Raw genomic sequence first — 22,390 nt, 5'->3', positions numbered from 1 at the left:
CTTGGCGATTCGCAAATCCAGGGAATGTCCATGCCGCCCGTTCCACGGCACGTTGACGCATGAACGGCGCCGCGTCCGCCAGCCCGCCCTACCCCGGTATCGCACGCGCCTGCTCGGTGCTGCTGATCCTGTTTGCGACCGCCGTACTTGCCTACACCGACCGCCAGGTGCTGAGCCTGCTGGTCGATCCGGTGCGCCAGGACCTCGCCATCAGCGACACACAGATGAGTCTGCTGCTGGGCGTGGCGTTTGCCGCGATCTACGGCGTGGCCGGCATCCCGCTGGGTTTCCTGGCCGACCGCACCTCGCGGCGCAACCTGATCGTCGCGGGGGTGCTGATCTGGAGCATCGGCACGCTGATGTGCGCGCTCGCGCCATCGTTTGCCATGCTGTTCGTCGCCCGTGTGGTCGTTGGGCTCGGCGAGGCGGTGTTGTCGCCGGCCGCCATCTCGCTGATCAGCGACACCTTCGAACCCAGGCATCGCGGCCTGGCGGTCGGGACCTTCTTCACCGGCATTGCCGTGGGCATCGGTGGCTCGATCCTGATCGGCGGTGGCGTGCTCGACCTGGTGCGCGGCGGGCTGTTTGCCGGCACGCCGGTGGCTCATTGGGCGCAGTGGCGCCTGGTGTTCCTGGCCGTGGGCCTGCCAAGCCTGCTCTGGCCGCTGTTGCTGCTGACCATCCGCGAACCGGTGCGGCGCCACGACCAGATGTTCACCGCCGCCGAATCGCCTACGCTGGCCACCGATACCCTGCCGCGCCTGTTGCGGCGCATGGCGCCGGTGTTCATTGCCGTGGCGATCGCCTCGATGGTGGACAACGCGGTCGGTGCCTGGGCGCCCTCGCTGCTGATCCGGGAGTTTGCCGCGGACCCGGCGCGGGTCGGCGTCAAGCTCGGCCTGCTGCTCATGCTCGGCTACGGCGGCGGCATGCTCGCCGGCGGCGCTCTGGCCGACCGCTTTGCCCGCTGGCGCGGCCCCAGGGGCAAGACCGAACTGTGCTGGCTTGCCGTGCTGGCCACGCTGCCGGCGGCAGTGATGATCAACAGCCACAGCGCGTCCGGCGTCATGCTCGCCGTGCCGGTGTACTTTGCGTTGTCGGCCGTGGTCACGGCCTCGGGCCTCTCCGCCATCCTCGATGCCACGCCGAACCGCATGCGCGGCCAGGCCATGGCCATCAGCTTTTTCCTCAACGTGGCCATTGGCGCCGGCTTCGGGCCCACGGCGGTGGCGCTTGCCGGCGACCACGTGTTTGGCGCTGCCGCCGGGCTGGGGCCCGCCATCAGCTTTACAGTAGTGGTTTCCTACCTGTTGGCCGCCCTGGTGTTGCTGGCCGCCATCCGCTCCCGGAGAACCTGATGTCCACCCCCGACGACGATGCCTTTGAACTCTACGACCTGAGGGTCGAGGTGGTCGCCCCGCCGGGGGCGCGGCTGTACTGCTCGGCCAAGGTCGGCGACAGCTTCGAGCTGCGCGGCGAAGTCCTGCACCTCCCTGACGGCCAGGGCTTTTCAATCTACTCGCTGGCCGCGGTGCTGCCGCTGCTGGCGGCCAAGCAGCGGGTGACCGACGCCAACGACTGGATGAGTACCGCCGCCGAAGTCGCCTGCCCCGACCCGGACTGCCCCTCGCGCCTGCGCATCACCCGGCTCGGACGCCGCCGTTTCCTGCACCACGAGGTCACCGCCACGCCCAAGGTCGCGCCATGAGTTCGCCGGCAACCTTCGAGATCAAGCCTGGCTACGTGATCTCGCGCATCATCCGCGGCGGCTGGCAACTGGCCGGGGACCACGGCGCGGTGGATCGCGCGCATGTCACGGACGACCTGGCCGCGTTCTACGACGCCGGGATCACCACGTTCGATTGCGCCGACATCTACACCGGCGTCGAGGCCCTGTATGGCGACTTCCGCGCCGCCATGCTCCAGCGCCGGGGCGCGGATGCGCTGTCACGGCTGAAAATCCACACCAAGTTTGTCCCCGACATCGACCTGCTGCCCCGCATCACCGCAGCCGACGTGCGCCGCATCATCGAGCGCTCGCTGCATCGCCTGCGCATGGAGCGCCTCGACCTGGTGCAGTTCCACTGGTGGGATTACGCGCAGCCGCGTTACGTCGAGACGGCACTGCACCTGCGCGAGCTGCAGGCCGCGGGCAAGATCGACCTGGTCAGCGGTACCAATTTCGATGCCGACCATGTGCAGGAGATTGCCGACGCCGGCGTGCGCTTTGCCACGCTGCAGGTCCAGTATTCCCTGCTCGACCACCGCCCGGCCGGGCGCCTGAGCGACACTTGCGCACGGCTTGGCACCAGGCTGCTCTGCTACGGCACGCTGGCCGGGGGTTTCCTGAGCGACGCCTGGCTCGGCCGGGCGGAACCACAGGCTGCGCTGGAGAACCGCTCCCTGGTCAAATACAAGCTGATCATCGACGAGTTCGGCGGCTGGGACCTGTTCCAGGATCTGTTGCGCACGCTGCGCCAGGTGGCCGACCGCCACCACGCCAGCGTCGCCAACGTCGCTTCGCGCTACGTACTCGAGCAACCCCTGGTCGCCGGCGTCATCGTTGGCGCGCGGCATGCCGGCCACCTGCAGGACACGCTGCAACTCGCCTCCCTGGTGTTGTCGGCACAGGACCGCCGGGAGATCGACGCCATCCTGGCCCAGGCCCGCGGCCCCAAGGGCGAGGTCTATGCGCTCGAGCGCGACCGCAACGGCCCGCACGGCCGCATCATGAAGTACAACCTGGGCGACACGCCGCCGGCGTCGATCGACGGAGCGAATGCCGCCAGACCATGACTTCCGGAGCATGCCGGCGTTGCGGGCGAGCAGTATGTTGCCGAGGTCGATGACGGTCGCTACCGGAGTAGCCAAGATGAAATCCAGCCTGCTTGCCTCGGCGGTGGTGGCCGCCCTGTTCAGTCTTGCCCCACTGCTGACACAGGCCGCGGTGCCGCAGGCGCAGTCGCGCAGCGACAACGTACCGCCGCCGCAAGATGTTCCCTACCCCGGCAGCATGACGGTCCACGTCGACGCCACCGACACCGACCATCGCATCTTTACCGTCCACGAGACCATCCCGGTCAAGCCCGGCCCGATGTACCTGCTCTATCCGGCCTGGATCCCAGGCGACCATGAGCCCAGCGGCCCGATCCGCAAGGTCGCCAGCCTCATGGTGAGCGCGAACGGCAAGCACCTCACGTGGACCCGCGACAAGTACAACGTCTTCGCCTTCCTGGTCGACGTGCCCGCCGGCGCCAGCAGCATCGACGTGGACTTCCAGTTCCTGTCCTCGCAGAAAAAGGACGAAGGGTCCATCCGCATGACACCGGAAATGCTCGACCTGTCGTGGAGCAAGGTCTCGATCTACCCGGCTGGCTATTACGGCAGCCAGATCCAGGTGGTACCCAGCGTCACCTTGCCCGCGGGCTGGCAGTTCGGCACCGCGCTCGAGGTGGCCAGCCGCAGCGGCAACACCACGACGTTCAAGCCGATCGACTACACCAACCTGGTCGATTCGCCCATGTTCGCCGGCAAATATTTCTCGCGCCTGGATCTTGCGCCCGGTGCGAAGCAGCCGGTGCACATGGACATCGTCGGCGACACGGCCGAGGACATCAAGACCACGCCCGAGCAGGTCAAGGTGCTGCGCAACATCGTGACCCAGATGGACAAGCTCTACGGCGCGCTCCACTTCGACCACTACGACTTCCTGTTCTCCCTGTCCGACAAGATGAGCGGCAAGGGCCTGGAACATCACCGTTCCAGCGAAGACGGCACGCGCGCCGATTTCTTCACCAAGTGGGACCTGAAGACGCCGCGCGACCTGCTGACGCATGAGTTCAACCATTCCTGGAACGGCAAGTACCGCCGCCCGGCCGACTTGTGGACACCCAACTTCAACGTCCCGATGGGCGACAGCCTGCTCTGGGTGTACGAGGGCCAGACCCAGTTCTGGGGCAACGTGATCGCCGTGCGCGCCGGGCTGGAAAGCAAGGAGACCGGCCTGGACAAGCTGGCCAATGTCGCCGCCACTTACGACATGAACCGGCCCGGCATGCTCACCTGGCGCAACATCCAGGACACGACCAACGATCCGGTCATCGCCCAGCGTGCGCCGCTGCCGTACCGCAACTACCAGATGAGCGAGGATTATTATTCAGGCGGCCAGATGATCTGGCTGGCGGTAGATGCCAAGCTGCGCGCGCTCAGCCACGGCAAGCACGCGCTGGATGACTTTGCCCGCGCGTTCTACGGCATGGACAACGGCGCCTGGGACATCAACACCTATACGTTCGACGACGTCGTGGGCACGCTCAACAAGATCGCGCCGTACGACTGGAAGACCTTCCTGCGCACGCGTCTGGACGGCCACGACAAGATCACCGACGGCATCGCCGCCGAGGGCTGGAAGCTGGTCTACACGGACAAGCCGTCCGACATCGTCGGTGCGCTGCAGAAGCGCTATCACGCCATCGACTTCACCTGGTCGGTCGGCTTCACGGTCACCGACAAGGGCGAGTTGCGCGACGTGCGCTGGAACGGTCCGGCGTTCAAGGCTGGCCTGGCCCCCGGCATGACCATCGTCGGCGTCGATGGCAAGGATTTCAACGGCGACAACATGAAGCAGGCGATCACCGCGGCCAAGGGCGGCAGTACGGCCATCACTCTGCTGGTCAAGGACTTCGACGAGTTCAAGACTCTGCAGGTCGACTACCACGACGGCCTGAAATATCCGCACCTGGTACGCGCCGAGGGCGCGCCGGATTACCTCTCGCAACTCTACGCCCCGAAGTAGCTCTGCAACGATGGTCGCGGCGTCAACGGCATGCGCTCCCTCGTCATTCCCGTGAGGCGCTTTTCAACGGCCGAAGGGCCGGTCAAGCGGGAATCCAGGCTTTCGCAGGAAGTAGCGGAAAAGTCCAAGGCACTGGATTCCCGCTTTCGCGCACTACTGTCCGGAACGTTTTTGGGACCGCCTTGGCCTCGTCCACGGCATCGCGCCAGGACGCCGAAACCACCCCGGCGTCATTCCCGCGAGGCGCTTTTCAACGGCCGAAGGGCCGGTCAAGCGGGAATCCAGTGCTTTTGGCCCTTACTGGTCGCCTGAAAGCACTGGATCCCCGCTTTCGCGCACTGCTGTCCGGAATAAATTCGTGCCGCGACACCGAAGACGTGGCGACGCAAGGCTGGACGGCTGTCACGCGCAACCTGGACTCAAAAAAAGGTGGTCACCCCGTTGTCTTACGCAGACCCTCGAACCTCCATCGTCATCCCCGCGCAAGCGGGGATCCAGTGCTTTTAAGTGTCTACAAAGGCCAAAGCACTGGATTCCCGCTTGCGCGGGAATGACGCCAGGTAGGGTTTCGGCGTCCTGGCACAATACCTAGATGAAGCAAAGGCGGTTCCGAAAACGTTCCGGACAGTAGTGCGCTTTCGCGGGAATGACGCCGAAAGGTTGCGGTCCAGGGCGAGACAAGAGATGTGAGCCACCATTTTTGAGTCCAGGTTGCACGCAACAGCCATTTGGCTATGTGGCGCAATGTTTCGGTCTCGAGATACGAATTTATTCCGGACAGCAGTGCGCTTTCGCGGGAATGACGGAGAGGATAGTTGTTCGGAGTTTCCTTAGGCTGTTGTCGTGGCGGGCTCGGTGATGCGGTCGGCGAAGCGGTCGGCGAGCGCGGCGATCGTCAGCGAGGGGTTGGTGCCCACCGGGCCGGGCATGATCGAGCCGTCGGCAATGTGCAGGCCGGGATAGCCGAACACTTCGCCGTACTCGTTCACCACGCCTTCGTCCGCGCTGCGTCCCATAGGCGCGCCGCCCAGCCCGTGCACGGTGATGATGCGGCGACCGAGGTGCCAGGTGGGATTGCTCTGGAAATCGCCGCCCCAGGCCTCGGTGATCTCCCGCATCGTGTCGGTCAGCCGGGTGAAGAACGGCGAAGAGCGCTTGATGGCCCAGTCGCTGGAGAGCAGTCCATCCTCCAGCCTGAGGTTGCCGTCGGGTACGTCGCGCCCCATGCCCAGCAAGGGGATGGATGAGGCGGACAGGTCGCCTGTGCCGAGCAGGTTCGCGATGTCGGCGCTCAAGTTGGTGGTGGTGTTGATGCCGAGCGCCGAGAGCAGGCGGCGCCACGCCAGAAGCTGGGCGCGCCCCAACGTCGAGGCAAGGCCGGCCGTCTCCACCAGCCAGGACATGAATGCGGGATAGCCGGCATCTTCGATATAGAAGCCGCGGCCGGTGCCGCCGTCCAGCGCATCTGGCATGTGCAGCGAGCTGGTGATGACCGGGCCATAGGTCCCGTCGAGCGCCCACGGCTGCTTGCCGGTCGCGGTTTTTTTCGAGCAACGCAAGGCAAAGGCAAGCAGGTCGCCGTTGCTGCAGAAACGCGAGCCCAGCGCCTGGCTGAGACCCGGGAACTGCGCCCGGTTGGACAACAGGAGATAGGTGGTGCCGAACGTCCCCGCCGACAGGATCAGGCGGGTGGCCGAAATCGTGGTCAACGGCGTGTCCGCATGTGCCGGCTCGCCGGGCACGTGCTGGCGATACGAGATCAGGTAACCGCCGCCGGCGCGCGGCGCGAAGGTTTTCACCTCGGCCAGGGTGCGCAGGTCCGCCCCGGCGCGCTTGGCCGCCGACAGGTAGGTGTAGTCCAGTGTGTTCTTGCTGCCGTAGTTGCAGCCGACGTCGCATTCGCCGCACAGGCGGCAGGTGCTGCGGGTGCGGTCATGCAGGTTGCGCTGGGCCTCGATGATCGGCTCGCCGGGCACCGGTTCGGCGCCATCGTTGGCGAACGTCACGGCCAGCGGCGGCAGCATCCACTCCAGGCCCAGCTTCTCGCCGGCCATGCGCATGGCCTTGGTCTTCTCGGTCTGGTCGTAGGGAGCCTTGTGGAACGGGTAGCGCTGCACATTCATCATGCGCTCCACCCGCTCGTAGTGCGGATCGAGATCGGCGCGGGTCACCGGCCAGTATTCGTGCCCCGGCGCGCCGGGCTGCTCGCGCACGAACCACTTCTCGTCCTTGCGCAGCAGCACGTTCGCGTAGATCAGCGAGCCGCCGCCCAGGCCGCTGGAGATCAGCGCGTCGATGTGCTTGAACGACCATACGTCGAACAACCCAAACATGCCCGCGCTGGGATCCCAGAAGTTTGCGTGCATGGCCCGCGGCGTGCGCGCAAACGAGCCCGGCGGATACGCCTTGCCGCGCTCCAGCAGGCACACGCTCTGCCCGGCCTCGGCCAGCCGGTAGGCCGACACCGAGCCGCCAAAACCAGAGCCCACCACTACCGCGTCGAAGTGTTCCATGCCTAGGCGCTCGCTTGGGGGCCACCGGGCGACGCGGCGCTCGACGCGACCGGTGCCGGGACCGTGAAGGGATCCTCAATCAAATGCACCTGCGGCGGCTTGCCGTGCCGCGGGCGGAAATACGGCTTGCGCCGGTCGGCGCGCGGATCGAAACGCCAGCGCGCCACGCGGCGGATGCCGACCGCATACACTGCCAACGCGCCGTCCGCGCGCAGGTGGATGCGCAGGAAATTCTTGTAGTGCTCGATGCGCTGTGCCGAATAGGCCTCATTGACATTGACCCCGGGCAGCAGCGCCAGGCTGAACAGGAAGGCCCCCAGCGGACCACCAATCACGATCATCTCGACGATGTACAGCGCGCCCTGCGCCCACAAGCGCCCGTGGCCAGGCGCTTGCAGGCCGAGCAGCGCATTGAGATGGGCAAACCACCAGGTGAGCGCGAGCACCAGGCCCAGATGGGCAAGCCCGTGCACGAGGCCGATCCAGCGCAGCCAACCAGGTCGCCCCGGATCCGGCGAGCAGAACTTGTACAGGCCAAAGACCAGGAGTGCGGCAATCACCATGAGCGCCGGCACCTGCACCATGATTTCCACCAGCACGCCGAACACGTCCCCGGCACGGGCCAGCGGCTGCTGGCTCAGCCAGGCCATCAGGGCATTCATCGGCGTGTCTGCCCCCACCGTGCTCTGCACCAGCAGCGAGCCCTGGCTCGCGCTCTGCAGCAGCCATCCGCACAGCACATAGATCAGCCCGAGCGCAAGCACGAACCATGGGTTCTTGAAACCCAGCAGCAACACGCCGGCGCGCAGGCGGCGCGAGGCGGCCCGGTCCGGATACACCGCGCCGCGCGTGTAGGTCCCGGTCGTCGCGCTGGTACCCTCGCTGGCATCGGTCGGATCGACCTTGGTCAGCTCGATACGCTCCGGCAGGTGGCTCGTCCCATACAGATAGGCGCCACCGCCACCGGATGTGAGCTTGTGCCGCTGCCCGGTGGAATCCGAATAACGCGCGTAGTGGTGCAGGTCGCCAGTCAAGGTCAGCATCAGCTTGGCTTGCCGTGGGCACAGGATCGTGCGCTCGAAGAACAGGAGGTTGCGGTAGGCGTTCGAGGTGTCGCCCTCCTCCACCCAGGACGGCTGCGCCGTGCACAGGATCACCTGGTCGCCGGGCTGCATGTTTGCGGCCACTTCGGTGAAGTAGTCCAGTTGTGGCTGGTCAATGTCCGAGGCCAACTGGATGTCGATGCCGAGCAGCCACCAGTGCTGCGGCAGTTTCAGCGCGAAGTAGCTGCGCGTCTGCCGCGTCTTCCAGGCACCAATGGAGCGGCGCTGGCAGAACAGGCGCATGAAGCTGGTGAGGCCGTCGTACCAGTCGTGGTTGCCCGGTATCGAGAACAGGTGCGGCCGGGATGCCTCTTCGTCGATCCACGGCAGGGCGGCCTCGAACGGGCCGTAGAAGCGGTTCTCGTATTGCTTGCGGGAGGCGGTGGGATACACCTGGTCGCCGCCCAGGACCAGGACCTGGCCGCGTTTGGTCGCCGCCAGCAGCTCCCGCTGTCGCGGATGTTCTGGCAATGACTCGGCAGGCAGCTGCGCGTGGCCAAACAGCCACGCCACGCTGTAGGTGGCATCGAAGCCATCGCCGAGATCGGCGGCGAAATCGATCCACATATCCGGCAGCGGCGAGTAATCCGCAATCACCGGCAGCGCCCCATGCGCCAGCGCCGCCTGGGTCTCGCGCTGGTCGGCATAGGCGCCAAAGATGCTCGAGAGCAACGCGCGGATGCCGGTGCGGATGAGCTGCACCGGATCGAACCACTGCGTCATGCGCTGCGGGGTCCAGGTCAAGGGCACGGGCGCACGCTGCTCGACCACCACTGGCTCTTCCTCAGGCGGGAGCGCAGGATCGTAGGGAACTCGGGTGGTTGGCATGGAATGCTCCCCGGGATCTCAGCCCGACATCATTTGAAGGGACCCGGCGCGTAGCTCTTCCACAGCTCCCGGGCAAAGAAGCCACCAAACTGGGCAATCAGCCTGGTCGCCTCCATGGGCGAGGCGGCATCCACCGCACGCACGCTCGCCGCAACCTTGGCGAACGCCACGGCGTCGAGCCGGAGTACGCCAGCGCCGACCACCTGGCCCGTGGTATCCGGTCCCGCGTACAACCGGGTGTACAGCGTGGTGGTGTCGCTCCACAGGTCGAAGCCGGGATCATCGTGGACGCGCTTGGCGCCGGCCAGGTAATAGCGCCTGCCGGCATGCTCGAACGGCAGTTCGTACACCATGAGCGTGGTGTCTGCCGCGTCGGCCGGCGCAAACAAGCGGAAGATCCCCTCGCCGGTCGGCATGGCCAGCCCCAGCGGCGCGAAATCGACGGTGCCCGCCAGCGTACCGTTGTGGTTTGGGTCCTGGACGAAGCGGTCCAGATCACGCACGGTGACGGTGACATGGATCGCCAGCGTGGTCCCGGCGCTCTTGCCGGCGACAGCACCCGCTTCCGGCTCGGTGGGGCCGAGTGCGAAATGGCCCTGCATGGTTTCCTGGAACGAGATTCCTGGTACGGCGGCGGTCATCATCAGGGTCTCCGGGCGTAGGGCATCGCCCTCATCGGTGGTGGTGGCGAGATGGCGTTGGGCATCGACGTAGCCCATCTGGATCAGCGCACGCGCATCGGTACGGCCGAGATACAGGTCCGTATCCAGCGGCAACGGATGCGGTGGCCGGATGACGTGCACGCGGATCGGCGCCTGCTGTCCATGCGGCGAGTCGCCCGCGGCAATCCGCGCATTGAGCTGGGCAATGTCGTCGAATTCGCGGTTGAGGCTGGCGTTGGCGGCCATCTCCAGCATCTGCACGTAGATTTGCAGGGCGCCCCCGCGATACCCGGCGCTGTTGCCCAGGCACCAGACCAGCCAGATTTCCTCGGCGCCGCGGCGCACCGCCTCCATCAGGTTCGCGTCGCGCGCGAAGGCCGAGTCCAGGTAGACCGAACCGTTCCAGCTCACCGGCGGCATGACGCCCGGCAGCGACATGCCGGCGACGAAGAGCTCCTGGCACAGGTCCTGGTGCGCGATGACCTCGTTGACCTTGCGCGTATAGTTGAAGACGTTGAACGTGCCCTGCAGCCACTGCGCGCCGCGCACGGCCGCCAGGTCGATGCCCAGGTGCGGATAGACATAGTCGACGAAGGCCTCGGCACTGCCCATCGCCACCTGCCGGTCCTGGCGCAAGTAGCTCTCCAGCGGCATCAGCGACAGCGAGCGCCGGAGCTGCAGGCTCGTCCAGCGCTCGCCCATCTCCGCCGGCGAGAGCCCGGACAACATCATCGCGAGGTTGATCGCACCGCCCGACGTGGCGTCGACGTGCTGGAAGCTCAGGCCGGCCTCCTGCAGCGCGCGCAACGCGCCAGCCTGGTAGGACAAGCGCATGCCGCCACCGGAAAGCACCAGCGAGCGCCGCCTCGGGGCGTCGGCTGGCGCGGCAAACGCTTGGGCCGGGTGCGCGATCACGATTCAGCGGTCTCCTCCAGATGCCGCAGGATATGCGGATAGACGTCGTGGTCGGCGTGTTCGCCGATGATGCAGTCGACGTGACCGTAGCCTGGAATCACCTCCCGCCGGTACAGTGCCGAGCCATTGCGTCCGGCGAGTGCTTCCATTGACACCTCGGTGCTCTCCGGGAGCAGGCAGTCGTTGTCGGCGCCATGTACGAACAACATCGGGATAGCCATGCGCTCGAGGTATGGCAGATAGTCGTCGCTGCCGTCCTCGCGGACCACGTGCCCGGCACGCAGGTTACGGATGAGGTGCCGGAACGCGCGCAGGTTGGCCTGGCCGAATTGCTCGGGCAGGCTCGCGTGCGTCGCGTCGTCCAGCCTGGCGTGTCGGTACAGCGGCCCATACATCGCGCTGATGCGCCGGCAGGTGGTGCTGTCGCAGCGCTCGGCCGGCGCGATCGGCTGCAACCGGGCGCCCAGGGCAAACATGCGCTCGGTCCAGCCGCCGCGAGGCTGCGGTACCGCGTGCAGGGCCTTCACCCCGAACCAGCCCATGAGCGTCGGCATCCCCAGGTATGACTTGATCCGGTTCAGGGGCGCGGGGATGGGGTGGATCGCGACCTGCGAGCACACCGCGGAGCGCACGCCGTGCAAGCCGGACAGCATGGCCATGCTGAAGGTCTGCGCGCCAATGCCGTGGGCGACGACCTGGACGCTGCGCGCGCCGCTCACCCCCAGCACCAGGCGCACCGCCGCCGGAAAATCGTAGCGTGCGATCTCGTCGAAGCTCGATTGCCGCGCCTGCGCGGCCAGGTCGATGCTGAGCCGCATGTCCAGCAGCCAGACGTCAAAGCCGATGGCGTACAGGTATTCGAGGAGGTTGGTGGGAATGGTATCCAGGGCGTACATGCGACTGGACACGCCGATGCAGTGCACCAGCATGACCGGGCCGCGGCTCCCACCCTGATGACGCGTCAGCCGCAACTCCACGCCATCATCGGTGGTGAACGGATGGACCTGCGGTGCCCCTGTGCGCAGGCGTCGATGTACGGGGACGTCCCCGTGCTGCATGGCCGGCTCGACCAGCACGGTCATGCCCCGGCATCGACGGCAGAGTGGGAGGACACGTCACGCCTCTCTGCGGACGCCGCGAAACCAGGTGGCGGCAGCCAGGTCTCGCCCAGGCCCAGGCCGACCACGCTGTCCAGGCCCTCCGGCACCTGGGCCGGCGGCTCGGCATGGCTCAGGAACCAGCTCTCCAGGTGATCATCGAGCACGCCGGAACTCTCCGGGAAGTAGCCGACAAACAGCGGCCGTTCGCCAATCTGCAGCTGGCGCAGCACGTCGGCACGCGGGTGCGGGCCCAGGGTGAGCCGGGCGGTTGCCTTGCGCCACAGGCGAAAACCCATCTTGCCGTGGAAATAGATGCTGGACTTCATCAGCATGCCGCGAAACGCGCACCAGTTGACCGCGCCGGTACGCAACGGCAGCCACTCCCGCCTCGGCCGGTCGATCTGGATTTCCGCCACCATCGCGCCATCGAGGTCATAGCGGCTGCGCACAGACGTCGCCGTGATCTGGAAATCCAGGTTGGCCTGGTGCTTGGGCATGCCCCAAATACCCTTGCCGCCCTTCACCGAGATCTCGGTACTGACCGGCAGGTCGAACACGTATTGGCCGAGGCCGCAGGACTTGCGGAAGAGCACGGCGCGCGCCAGCGATACCGGTCGTGGCCCATGGGTGCAGCCGATGCCGAGGCTGTACTCGATGTACTTGCCGATATTGGTCTGGCGGTAGTCGATCACCGACACCAGCAGGAGCGCGTGGCGGCCAAAGCGCAGCGGATGCAACTCGTTGCCCGGCAGCAGTTCCGCCGCCCGGGCGGGGTCGATGGGAAACGCCGCCATCAAGGCGGGACTGCCGGAGGACGCCACCGGCAGCGTGAAGGGGATGCCGTCCACCAGGGCATGCCGACCGGCCTGTTGTTTCAACCTGCGGGGTATCGCCATATGCGCCTCGCGTCTGGGAGCCTGACTCCTAATTCGGTCGATCCAACTCCTGCACCATCAGGGGCAGCACGTCGCGATGGGCATTCTGGCCCATGAAGATGTCCAGATGTCCATATTCCGGAATGACATGCAGGCTGTGGTATCCAGGACGGATGCCATCGAGCCAGGCAAAGCTGCGCCGCTGGCTCTCGGGCAGGAAGCAGCGGTTCTCCGCCCCGGTGAAGAAGGCGAAGCGCGCCGAGGTCTTTGGCGCCTGGGCAAGCGGATCGGCCGGCACCTCGCCAGGACGGTCGTAGGCCACCAGATGGCCAGCCGCGACGCAGCGGTCCATCTGCTGGAAAAACGTGAGCGGCACGTCGGCAAATTCGGCCTGCATCCAGTCATGCGTGGCGGTGTTCAAATTCTCGTGCCGCCACAACGTGGGGAAGCCAACGCCGTAGGCGAAGCTCGACCAGCGGCAGACGATGTTGTCGCATTCGTGGTGCGTCAGCCGGATCACCCCGTTGAGCACCTTGGCCAGCACGTTCGGCGGATGCAGGCCCCACTGTGGATTCACGAATGGGGTAAGCGAGGCGAGCAGCGGCACGCTGAGCTTGCCCTTGAGGCGTGCCGCCAGCGGCACGACGGTATGGAATGACACCGCGTTGCTGACGATTGTGCTCACCTGGGGCACCAGGCCCAGTGCCGCGGACAGGCAAAAGGAAGTCGAGCCCTGGCAATGCACGATGGCCTTGATGCTGGTCGCGCCGGTCTCCCTGACCACCGTCTCCACCGCCGCCGGATGGTCGTACAACGCAGCCTGGTCGATCGTCCAGCGGCATGGCGTGAGGTCGATGCTGGCGCGCCAGTTCTCCAGCCACACGTCGTAGCCGGCATCGAGCAGCAGGTCGACGACCGTGGCCGCCACCGGCGCGCGGAAAATGTTCGCGCGCACCCCCGCGCCATGCACCAGCAGCACCGGCCCCTTGTCCGGCGGGCGAGCGCCACGCACCTGGACTACATTGCAGGGTCGCCCGTCGCGCGCCTGAAACGGCACCACCCGATCCGATACAGCGGCGTGACTCTGGCTGGCGAATGGCATGAGGCCTCTCCGTGAGTCAAAGCAAGCGACGGCTGAACGGCTTTACAGCCATTCGTGCAGGTACGGATACACCGTTCCCGGCACCTCGTCAAATCATTTTGCGGGGATCGTGCGGCACGACACACCTGGGCATCGAAACCGCTTGCCGCCGCAGTTTCAGGGTGCCGGCAGCGCCGCCAGGATGGCCGGCACGTTGGCTGTCGCGGACTCCAGATGGGCGAAAATTTCGGCGATGCTGATTTCCGTCTGGTCGCCGCAGCCGGCAGCAAAATTGGCCACCAGGGCCAGGCACGCATAGTCCACCCCCAACTCGCGCGCGAGCACGGCCTCCGGCATCCCGGTCATCCCGACCAGATCACAGCCGTCGCGCCGCAGACGGGCAATTTCCGCACGCGTCTCCAGACGCGGCCCCTGGGTGACGCCATAGCAACCGCCATCCACGACCGCCACCCCGGCCATGGCTGCCGCCGCCAGCAACTGCCGACGCAGTCGCGTCGCGTAGGGCTCGCTGAAATCAACGTGCTCCACCCTCGCGCCTTCGACGTCGTGGAAACTGCCGACCCGGCCCCAGGTGTAGTCGATGAGCTGGTCCGGCACCACGATGCGGCGCGGTCCCAGGTCGGCACGAATCCCTCCCACCGCATTGACCGCGACCAGTTGGCGGACCCCAAGCTGGTGCAGGGCCCAGACATTGGCACGGTAATTGACCCGATGCGGCGCGAACCGATGATCTTCCCCATGGCGGGCCAGGAACGCCATGCGCTGCGCACCCAGCACGCCGACCACGATCTCGCCGGAGGGCTCGCCAAACGGTGTTTGCACATGATGGCGCCTGGCGTCCCGAAGCCCGGCCAGCGCATACAGCCCGCTGCCGCCGATGACCCCAAGCGCTACGGGAGGTGTGGTTTCGGTCATGCCAGGTTCCCGGGGTTTGCCTTCCTGCCGCGGCGCGCGCACATCGAGCGGCCGACAGGTCATTGTGCCGCGAAATCCGCGGCCAGCCCAAGCCATCCGCGTACACCTGTGTCGACAATGGCAGTCCGGACGGCCATCGCGACGTGTCACCAGCGCCGGGGCGGAACCTGCACCCGGGCTGCGGGTAGACGCTGGCAGGCTGCTGCAGCATGATGGAACGACCGGCCAGGGGAGTACGCCATGTTCCAACGCATCATGCTTGCGGCTCTCGCGTTCGCGTTGTTCCCGGGCCTGCCGGCCCTGGGCGCGACCGCACCCGACACCACCCGCCATACCCCCAGCGCCAGCACCCTGCTTGCGCAATCCAAGCCCGATGAATGGCGTACGCCCGACCCGGGGAACCTGCTGTACCTGCAACTGCCGACCGGCCGGGTGATCATCGAACTGGCGCCGGATTTCACTCCACTGCATGCGGCCAACATCCGCGCCCTGGTCCGCGCGCACTATTTTGACGGCCTGTCCATCGTCCGCGTCCAGGACAACTTCGTGACCCAATGGGGCACGCCGGAGAGCGCAGAGGACGGCTATTCCCCCGCGCCGCGCGACCACGGCAGCGCCAAGACCAGCCTGCCGCCGGAATTCACCCGCCCGTTCGATGCCGCCTTGCCGTGGACCGGCTTGCCCGACGGCGACGTCTACGCGCCCGAGGTTGGTTTCAGCGAAGGCTTTCCGGTAGGGCGCGATCGCCGCAGCGGCGAGGAATGGCTGCTGCACTGCTACGGCATGGTTGGCGTCGCCCGCGGCAACGACCCGCAAACCGGCGATGGCGGCTCGCTCTACGCCGTGATCGGCCAGGCCCGCAGATTGGATCGGAGCCTCGCCGTCGCCGGCCGCGTGCTCGTCGGCATGCCGCTGCTTTCCGCGCTGCCGCGCGGCAGCGGCGCGCTTGGGTTCTATACCCCGAGCGAGCAACACATGCCGATCCGCTCGATGCAGGTGGCGGCCGACGTCCCTGCGGCGCAACGGACGCCGATTCGGGTGTTGCGTACCGGTAGCGCCACCTTCGCGGCCCTGCTCGATGCCGCGCGCAACCGCCACGATGCGTTCTACGCCCGCTCGCCAGGCAAGGTCAGCGTCTGCGACCTGCCCGTCCCGGTGCGCGAGGGCGCTGCCGCCGGGCAGTAATGCCGGGCCGATCGGCCCCTGATTCGGCCTGCTGCCGGGCGCCTACAATGTCCAGCCATCGCCTCGTGCCCCGGGCCAGTCATGCAAGCTACCACCCGCGCCTACCTGCAGATCCACTTCTGCGTCCTGTTGTGGGGCTTCACTGCCATCCTCGGCAAACTGATCACCCTGCCGGCCGCACAGCTGGTGTGGTGGCGCATGCTCCTGGTCATGCTGGCCTTGCTCACCGTGCCGCGGATGTGGCGCGGACTGCGGGCGATGTCGGCACGGCTGCGTTGGGCCTACGCTGGCATCGGCGTGCTGGTGGCCATGCACTGGCTGACCTGGTACGCGGCAATCAAGCTGTCCAACGCCTCGGTGGGCGCCACCTGCATGGCCTTGGCACCGGTGTTCATGGCGCTGATCGAGCCGTGGATCGCCAAGCGCCGATTCGACCCGCGCGAATTGCTCGTCGGTGCCGCGATCATTCCCGGCGTGGCGATGGTGGTAGGCGGCGTGCCTGCCGGCATGCGCGTCGGCCTTGCCATGGGCGTGCTTTCGTCGGTGTTCGTGGCCCTGTTCGGCTCGCTCAACAAGCGCTTCGTGGAGCGCGGCGATCCGTTGGCGGTGACCTTCGTCGAACTCGGCACCGGTGCCCTGTTCCTGACGCTGATCGTGCCGCTGCTGCCACACGAGGGTGCGGCATTTGTCCTGCCGGATGGGCACGACGCCTGGCTGCTCGCCGCGCTGGCATTTGGCTGCACCCTGCTGCCGTTTGCCCTGGCGCTCGTGGCGTTGCGTCAGCTGAGCGCGTTTGGCACACAGATGATCACCAACCTGGAGCCGGTGTATGCCATCGTGCTGGCGATCGTGCTCCTGCATGAGCAGCGCGAGCTGGATGCCTGGTTCTACGTCGGCGGCGCGGTCATCCTTGGCGCCGTGTTCAGCCACCCGCTGCTGGCCCAATTGCAGCGCAGGCCCGAGCGCCCCGAGGTGCTCGGCGCGACGGAAAGCCATGCGGTGATCGACTGAGGGCCGCGCATTTCCACGCCGGTGGCGACGCAGCGGGCGACGGCAGGATGGATCAGGCCTGGCTGCCGCGCCGCCCCGCCTATAATCGACAGCTCCGCGACCCGTCCCTGCCATGAACTATCGCCACGCCTACCACGCCGGCAACTTTGCCGATGTCCTCAAGCACACGGTGTTGCTGGCCTTGCTCGAGTCCCTGCAGGCCAAGCCGGCGCCGTTCTGCTACCTCGACACGCATGCCGGCAGCGGCAGCTACGCGCTGGACAGCATCGAAGCCGGAAAAACCAATGAGTACCAGGACGGCATCGCCCGGCTGCTGGGCGTGGACGAGCTGCCGCCGTTGCTGGCGCGATACCGCGACTACGTGTTGGATGGTGCCGACGCTGCCGCACCACTTCGCCATTACCCCGGCTCGCCCTTGCTGGCGGCGCGCCTGTTGCGGCCTGGCGACCAGGCCCAATTGTGCGAGCTGCATCCCGAGGAAGCGGCCAGGCTGCGCGCGCTGCTGGCCCATGACCCACGCCTCCACGTACACCAGCGCGACGGCTACGCCGCATTGAAGGCCCTGCTGCCGCCCGCGCAAAAACGCGGCGTGGTGCTCATCGATCCGCCCTATGAATTGCAGGAAACCGAATACGCCATCATCCTCAAGGCCCTGAAGACTGCGCTGGAACGCTGGCCGACCGGCATCTACGCCGTGTGGTATCCGGTCAAGCTGCGCAGCCAGGTGCAGCCCTTCCTGCGCGCGATCGGACAGGTGCCAGTCAAGCGCGTGTTGCGCGCGGAGCTCCTGGTGCACGCGGCGAACACGCCCTTGCGCCTCAACGGCGCCGGCATCGTGGTGCTCAACGCGCCGTGGGATCTGGACCAGCGGCTGCGCACCGCCGTACCGACCCTGGCGCGGCTGCTCGCCCAGGACGACGCCGCGGCGTGGCAGCTCGACTGGCTGCGCAGCGAAACACCCGCGCCGCCGCGCCAGCAGGGCTCACGCGCCGCACCGCGAGCACATTGAACACCGTGGCCGACCCGGGGTCTGTATCTCGTCACAGCAGGGACACCCTTGGCCATTGACTGTCGTCGGCAAGCGCCACACGCTTGGTGGCGCGTCGATCCCAATTCCGCCACCTACGCCGAGTATCCACTCATGCATGCCATCCGCTGCCTCGCGCCACTCTCCAGCCTGCTGCTAGCCGGCGTCCTGGCCGGCTGCGCACCCAAGCCCATCTTCCACACCCAGGCGCCGAGCCTCGCCGCCACGCCGGCCCAGGTGGCACAGACTCCCGAGCGCTACGCCCAGGGCACGGTCATCTGGGGCGGCAAGGTGGTGCAGGTCAGGAACCTCGCCGACCACAGCGAGATTGAAGTCCTCGGCTATCCATTGGATGCCTCACAGCGGCCGCGCGCCGGCGACAGCGACGGCGGGCGCTTCATCGCGGTGATGGCCGGCTACGTGGAGCCGCTGGCTTATCCGGAGGGCGCCCTGATGACCGTGCTGGGCACGCTCGATGGCACCCACGCGGGCCACGTCGGCGAAGCGAGCTACGTGTTCCCGCTGGTGAGGGTCACGCAAGCCCATCGATGGACGCCTGAGGAACTGCGGCAAGGCCGCAGCAATGTGCACTTTGGCGTGGGGCTGGGCGTCGGCATCCGCTGAAGCCCGTCGCGACCGCGGCAATGCACGCAGGCTGGGCACGCGCCTGACATCTCCGCAAACGAGGGCGGCCGCAGCGGCCGAGCGGTTACAATGGCGTGCTTTGCCCGACGCATTCTCCTGCCGGGTCCGCTGACCACGTCGTCCATGCCTGCCCGAATCACGCCGCCCGCGCTACCCACCACTCCCAAGCAACGCCGGTACTGGACCCCGCCTTACGGCTCGGCACGGGCGCTGGTGATCGCCGAGGCGGCGCGCGCCCATTCCGGTGTGCTGGTCGCGGTCACCCGCGACAACCTGCGTGCACGGGCGCTCGAGGCCGAGCTGGAAATCTTTGCCAGCGAGCTGCCGGTGCTGCACTTCCCGGACTGGGAAACCCTGCCCTACGAGGTCTTCAGCCCTCACCCGGCGGTCGTCTCGCAGCGCATCGCCACGCTGTACCGCCTGCCCGGCCTGGTGCGCGGCATGCTGGTGGTGCCGATGGCGACACTGATGCAGCGCATTGCGCCGCGCAGCCACATTGCCGGCGCCGGCCTGCTGCTCGACCGTGGGCAGACCTTCGATCTCGCCGAGGAACAGCGACGCATGCAGGCCGCGGGTTACCGTCATGTGCCGCAGGTCGGCGAGCCTGGTGAATTCGCCGTGCGCGGCGCGCTGATGGACATCTATCCCATGGGCGCCGCCGAACCCTACCGGGTCGAGCTGCTGGACGACGAGATCGACTCCATCCGCAGCTTCGATCCGGAAACGCAGCGCTCGCAGGAGCAGGTGGAGAGCGTGCAGTTGCTGCCGGCGCGCGAGTTCCCGACCACCGAGGACGCCGCCAAGGCGTTCCGCGGCAGGCTGCGCGAACGCTTCCCCATCGATCCGCGCCACTGTCCGCTGTACCAGGATATGAAGGCAGGCGTCACCCCGGGCGGGATCGAGTATTACCTGCCACTGTTCTTCCCCGCGGCAACGCCATCCCCCGATGCCCGAAATGGCACGCAGGCGCCGCCCACAGGCACCGCGACGCTGTTCGATTATCTCGCCGACGATGCGCTGTTCGTGCTGTGCGAGGGTGCCAGCGACGCCGCCGAGCAGTTCTGGACGCAGACCGGCGAACGCTACGAGCAACGCGCGCACGACATCGAACGTCCCGTGTTGCCGCCCGCGGAAATTTTCCTGCCGCCTGACGCTTTGCGCGCGCAACTGAACCGGCGCCTGCGCGTGGAGGTGGTGGATGCCGGCCACGAGCACGCGATCGACACCGGCAGCCGTCCGGCGCCGGAGCTGACGCTGAACCGCAAGGGCGAGGAACCCGGCGCGGCGTTGCGGCAGTTCCTGTCCAACTATCCCGGGCGCGTGTTGATTGCCGCCGACTCGGCCGGCCGCCGCGAAGCCCTGCTCGAATCGCTCTCTGCCGTCGACTTGCGCCCAGCCAACGTGCAGGACTGGCAGGCCTTCCTCGGTCCGGATTCAACCGCCCCCTCTCTCGTGGCTCCGCCGGGGGAGAGGGTTGGGGTGAGGGGGGCTCTTGCTGTAGGCGCCCCCCGCTTCGCCATCACCGTCGCGGCGCTCGAACAAGGCTTCGCGCTGAACCACCCCGCACTCACCGTCCTCACCGAGCGCGAACTCTACGGCGAGCGCGTGCGCAGCGAGCGCGAACGTCGGCGCCGGCGTGGCGGAGTACGTGATCCGGAAAGCGTCATCCGCGACCTGACCGAGCTCACCATTGGCTCGCCGATCGTGCACGTCGACCACGGCGTCGGTCGCTATCAGGGCCTGGTATCAATGGACGTCGGCGGCATGACTGGCGAATTCCTGGCCATCGAATATGCCAAGCGCGACAAGCTCTACGTGCCGGTTTCGCAGCTCGGCCTGGTCAGCCGCTATAGCGGCACCAGTCCGGAACTCGCGCCGTTGCATTCGTTGGGCGGCGATGCCTGGGAACGGGCGCGACGCAAGGCGGCGGAGCAGGTCCGCGATGTCGCCGCCGAACTGCTGGCCATCTACGCCCAGCGCGAGGCGCGCGGCGGCGAAGCGCTGCTGATCGATCGACCGCTGGTGGAGGCGTTTGGACGCAGCTTCCAGTTCGAGGAGACCCCTGACCAGGAATCGGCGATCGCGGCCGTGCTGGCCGATCTGGCCGCGCCGCGCGCCATGGATCGCGTGATCTGCGGCGACGTCGGCTTCGGCAAGACCGAGGTGGCGCTGCGCGCGGCATTCGCCGCCACCACCGCCGGCCGCCAGGTCGCCGTGCTGGTGCCAACCACGCTGCTGGCGCAGCAGCACTACAGCAACTTCGCCGACCGCTTTGCAGACTGGCCGGTGCGCGTGGACATGCTCTCGCGCTTCCGCTCGAAGAAGGAGGTCGGCGAGACACTGGCGCGGCTGGCGGCCGGCGAGATCGACGTCATCGTCGGCACGCACAAGCTGCTGATGCCCGAGGTCAAGTTCCAGCGCCTTGGGTTGGTGATCGTGGACGAAGAACAGCGCTTTGGCGTGCGCCAGAAGGAGCAGCTGAAAAAACTGCGCGCCGAGGTGGACCTGCTTACCCTCACCGCCACACCGATCCCACGCACGCTGAACATGGCCATGAGCGGTCTGCGCGACCTGTCGCTGATCGCCACACCGCCGGCGCACCGTACCGCGGTGCGCACGTTCGTCTCACCTTGGGACCAGGCGACCATCCGCGAGGCCCTGCAGCGCGAGCTCAGCCGCGGCGGCCAAGTGTTTTTCCTGCACAACGAAGTCAGCACGATCGACCGCACCGCGCGCGAAGTGGAGGCCCTGGCGCCCGAGGCGCGCGTGCGCATCGCCCACGGGCAGATGCCGGAGCGCGAGCTGGAAAGCATCATGGCCGACTTCCATCGCCAGCGCTTCAACATCCTGGTGTGCACCACGATCATCGAGACCGGCATCGACATCCCCACCGCCAACACCATCATCATCGACCGCGCCGACCACTTCGGCCTGGCCCAATTGCACCAGTTGCGTGGCCGCGTCGGCCGTTCCAGCCAACGCGCGTTCGCCTACCTGATCGTACCCGAGCGCAATGCCATCACCGCCGATGCACGCAAGCGGCTGGAGGCACTGGCCTCGCTGGAAGAGCTGGGTGCCGGCTTCACGCTGGCCACCCACGACCTGGAAATCCGCGGCGCCGGCGAGCTGCTCGGGGACGAACAATCCGGGCAGATCCAATCCGTTGGCTTTGGCCTTTACAGCGAGCTGCTGGACCGCGCCGTGCGCGCACTCAAGTCCGGCAAGATCCCCGATTTCGACCTCGCCGCGGAACATGAGACCGAGGTCGAGCTGCACCTGCCGGCGCTCATCCCCGAGGATTACCTGGGCGACGTCCATACCCGGTTGACGCTGTACAAGCGCATTGCCGGCGCCGCGGACGAGGAGGCATTGCGCGACCTGCAGGTGGAGATGATCGACCGCTTTGGCCTACTCCCCGAGCCTGCCAAGCAGCTCTTCGCGGTCACCAGCCTGAAGCTGATGGCCACGCCGCTCGGCATCCGCAAGCTGGACCTCGGCCAGAGCGGTGGTCGCGTCACCTTCCGCGACAAGCCCAACGTGGATCCGCGCCGCATCATCGAGCTGATCCAGCGCTCGCCGCGCGTCTACCAGTTGGCCGGACAGGACAAGCTGCGCATCATCCGCGAGCTGCCCGACGCCATCACGCGCCTGCAGGCGGCAAGGGACATCCTGCTATTGCTCGGCGCACGCGTAGCGCCATGAGCCGGCTGCCCA

The 22,390-nt window shown here is 67.1% G+C and carries 16 protein-coding genes; 9 read left to right on the top strand and 7 right to left on the bottom strand.

Translation table 11 applies throughout. The annotated features are described in order from the left end of the window. The first annotated feature begins 59 nt into the window (after positions 1-59). The 4 genes from AC3WJB_RS08615 to AC3WJB_RS08600 all read left to right on the top strand — a co-directional run bounded on the left by AC3WJB_RS08615 (position 60) and on the right by AC3WJB_RS08600 (position 4,795). Positions 60-1,358, top strand: a complete 1,299-nt coding sequence (locus AC3WJB_RS08615) for an MFS transporter (protein ID WP_492680618.1) — start codon at positions 60-62, stop codon at positions 1,356-1,358. After that, on the top strand, positions 1,358-1,708 hold the full coding sequence (locus AC3WJB_RS08610; RefSeq protein WP_492680616.1) for a TIGR04076 family protein: 351 nt from the start codon (positions 1,358-1,360) through the stop codon (positions 1,706-1,708). Before AC3WJB_RS08615 ends, AC3WJB_RS08610 begins: the two co-directional genes overlap by 1 nt. Continuing rightward, the gene (locus AC3WJB_RS08605; protein ID WP_492680614.1) at positions 1,705-2,796 is read left to right on the top strand and encodes an aldo/keto reductase; all 1,092 of its coding nucleotides are present in this window, start codon (positions 1,705-1,707) and stop codon (positions 2,794-2,796) included. The genes AC3WJB_RS08610 and AC3WJB_RS08605 overlap by 4 nt, the downstream gene beginning before the upstream one ends. Before the next feature lie 76 nt (positions 2,797-2,872). Next, on the top strand, positions 2,873-4,795 hold the full coding sequence (locus AC3WJB_RS08600; protein ID WP_492680612.1) for a M61 family metallopeptidase: 1,923 nt from the start codon (positions 2,873-2,875) through the stop codon (positions 4,793-4,795). Positions 4,796-5,625: 830 nt separating this feature from the next. Here AC3WJB_RS08600 and AC3WJB_RS08595 read toward each other — a convergent pair. The 7 genes from AC3WJB_RS08595 to AC3WJB_RS08565 all read right to left on the bottom strand — a co-directional run bounded on the left by AC3WJB_RS08595 (position 5,626) and on the right by AC3WJB_RS08565 (position 14,808). After that, on the bottom strand, positions 5,626-7,308 hold the full coding sequence (locus AC3WJB_RS08595; RefSeq protein WP_492680610.1) for an FAD-dependent oxidoreductase: 1,683 nt from the start codon (positions 7,306-7,308) through the stop codon (positions 5,626-5,628). Positions 7,309-7,310: 2 nt separating this feature from the next. Next, complete coding sequence (locus tag AC3WJB_RS08590; protein ID WP_492680608.1) at positions 7,311-9,239, bottom strand: hypothetical protein; 1,929 nt, start codon at positions 9,237-9,239, stop codon at positions 7,311-7,313. A 29-nt stretch (positions 9,240-9,268) separates the two neighbouring features. Continuing rightward, complete coding sequence (locus AC3WJB_RS08585) at positions 9,269-10,816, bottom strand: patatin-like phospholipase family protein (protein ID WP_492680606.1); 1,548 nt, start codon at positions 10,814-10,816, stop codon at positions 9,269-9,271. After that, positions 10,813-11,898: a hypothetical protein gene (locus AC3WJB_RS08580; RefSeq protein WP_492680604.1), complete on the bottom strand. Its 1,086-nt coding sequence runs from the start codon at positions 11,896-11,898 to the stop codon at positions 10,813-10,815. Before AC3WJB_RS08580 ends, AC3WJB_RS08585 begins: the two co-directional genes overlap by 4 nt. Beyond that, entirely contained in the window at positions 11,895-12,812 is a 918-nt protein-coding gene (locus tag AC3WJB_RS08575) for an acetoacetate decarboxylase family protein (RefSeq protein ID WP_492680602.1), read from the bottom strand. The genes AC3WJB_RS08580 and AC3WJB_RS08575 overlap by 4 nt, the downstream gene beginning before the upstream one ends. Before the next feature lie 28 nt (positions 12,813-12,840). Further along, positions 12,841-13,893 carry an alpha/beta hydrolase family protein gene (locus tag AC3WJB_RS08570; protein ID WP_492680600.1) on the bottom strand — a complete coding sequence of 351 codons (1,053 nt, stop codon included), beginning with the start codon at positions 13,891-13,893 and terminating at the stop codon, positions 12,841-12,843. Between the two features lie 156 nt (positions 13,894-14,049). After that, positions 14,050-14,808, bottom strand: a complete 759-nt coding sequence (locus tag AC3WJB_RS08565; protein WP_492680598.1) for an S-methyl-5'-thioinosine phosphorylase — start codon at positions 14,806-14,808, stop codon at positions 14,050-14,052. Positions 14,809-15,048: 240 nt separating this feature from the next. Here AC3WJB_RS08565 and AC3WJB_RS08560 point away from each other — a divergent pair, with 240 nt between their 5' ends. The 5 genes from AC3WJB_RS08560 to mfd all read left to right on the top strand — a co-directional run bounded on the left by AC3WJB_RS08560 (position 15,049) and on the right by mfd (position 22,378). Next, entirely contained in the window at positions 15,049-15,993 is a 945-nt protein-coding gene (locus AC3WJB_RS08560) for a peptidylprolyl isomerase (protein ID WP_492680596.1), read from the top strand. An 81-nt stretch (positions 15,994-16,074) separates the two neighbouring features. After that, positions 16,075-17,004: a DMT family transporter gene (locus tag AC3WJB_RS08555; RefSeq protein ID WP_492680594.1), complete on the top strand. Its 930-nt coding sequence runs from the start codon at positions 16,075-16,077 to the stop codon at positions 17,002-17,004. A gap of 112 nt (positions 17,005-17,116) precedes the next feature. Next, positions 17,117-18,013 carry a 23S rRNA (adenine(2030)-N(6))-methyltransferase RlmJ gene (locus AC3WJB_RS08550; RefSeq protein WP_492680592.1) on the top strand — a complete coding sequence of 299 codons (897 nt, stop codon included), beginning with the start codon at positions 17,117-17,119 and terminating at the stop codon, positions 18,011-18,013. Positions 18,014-18,145: 132 nt separating this feature from the next. Next, entirely contained in the window at positions 18,146-18,655 is a 510-nt protein-coding gene (locus AC3WJB_RS08545) for a Slp family lipoprotein (protein WP_492680590.1), read from the top strand. Positions 18,656-18,799: 144 nt separating this feature from the next. After that, positions 18,800-22,378, top strand: a complete 3,579-nt coding sequence (mfd, locus tag AC3WJB_RS08540; RefSeq protein ID WP_492680588.1) for a transcription-repair coupling factor — start codon at positions 18,800-18,802, stop codon at positions 22,376-22,378. Positions 22,379-22,390: the final 12 nt, after the last annotated feature.

This window comes from Rhodanobacter sp. FW510-R10, assembly GCF_058781105.1.
Note: the sequence above shows the minus strand (reverse complement) of the source record. Positions and strands in the feature narration are given on the sequence as shown.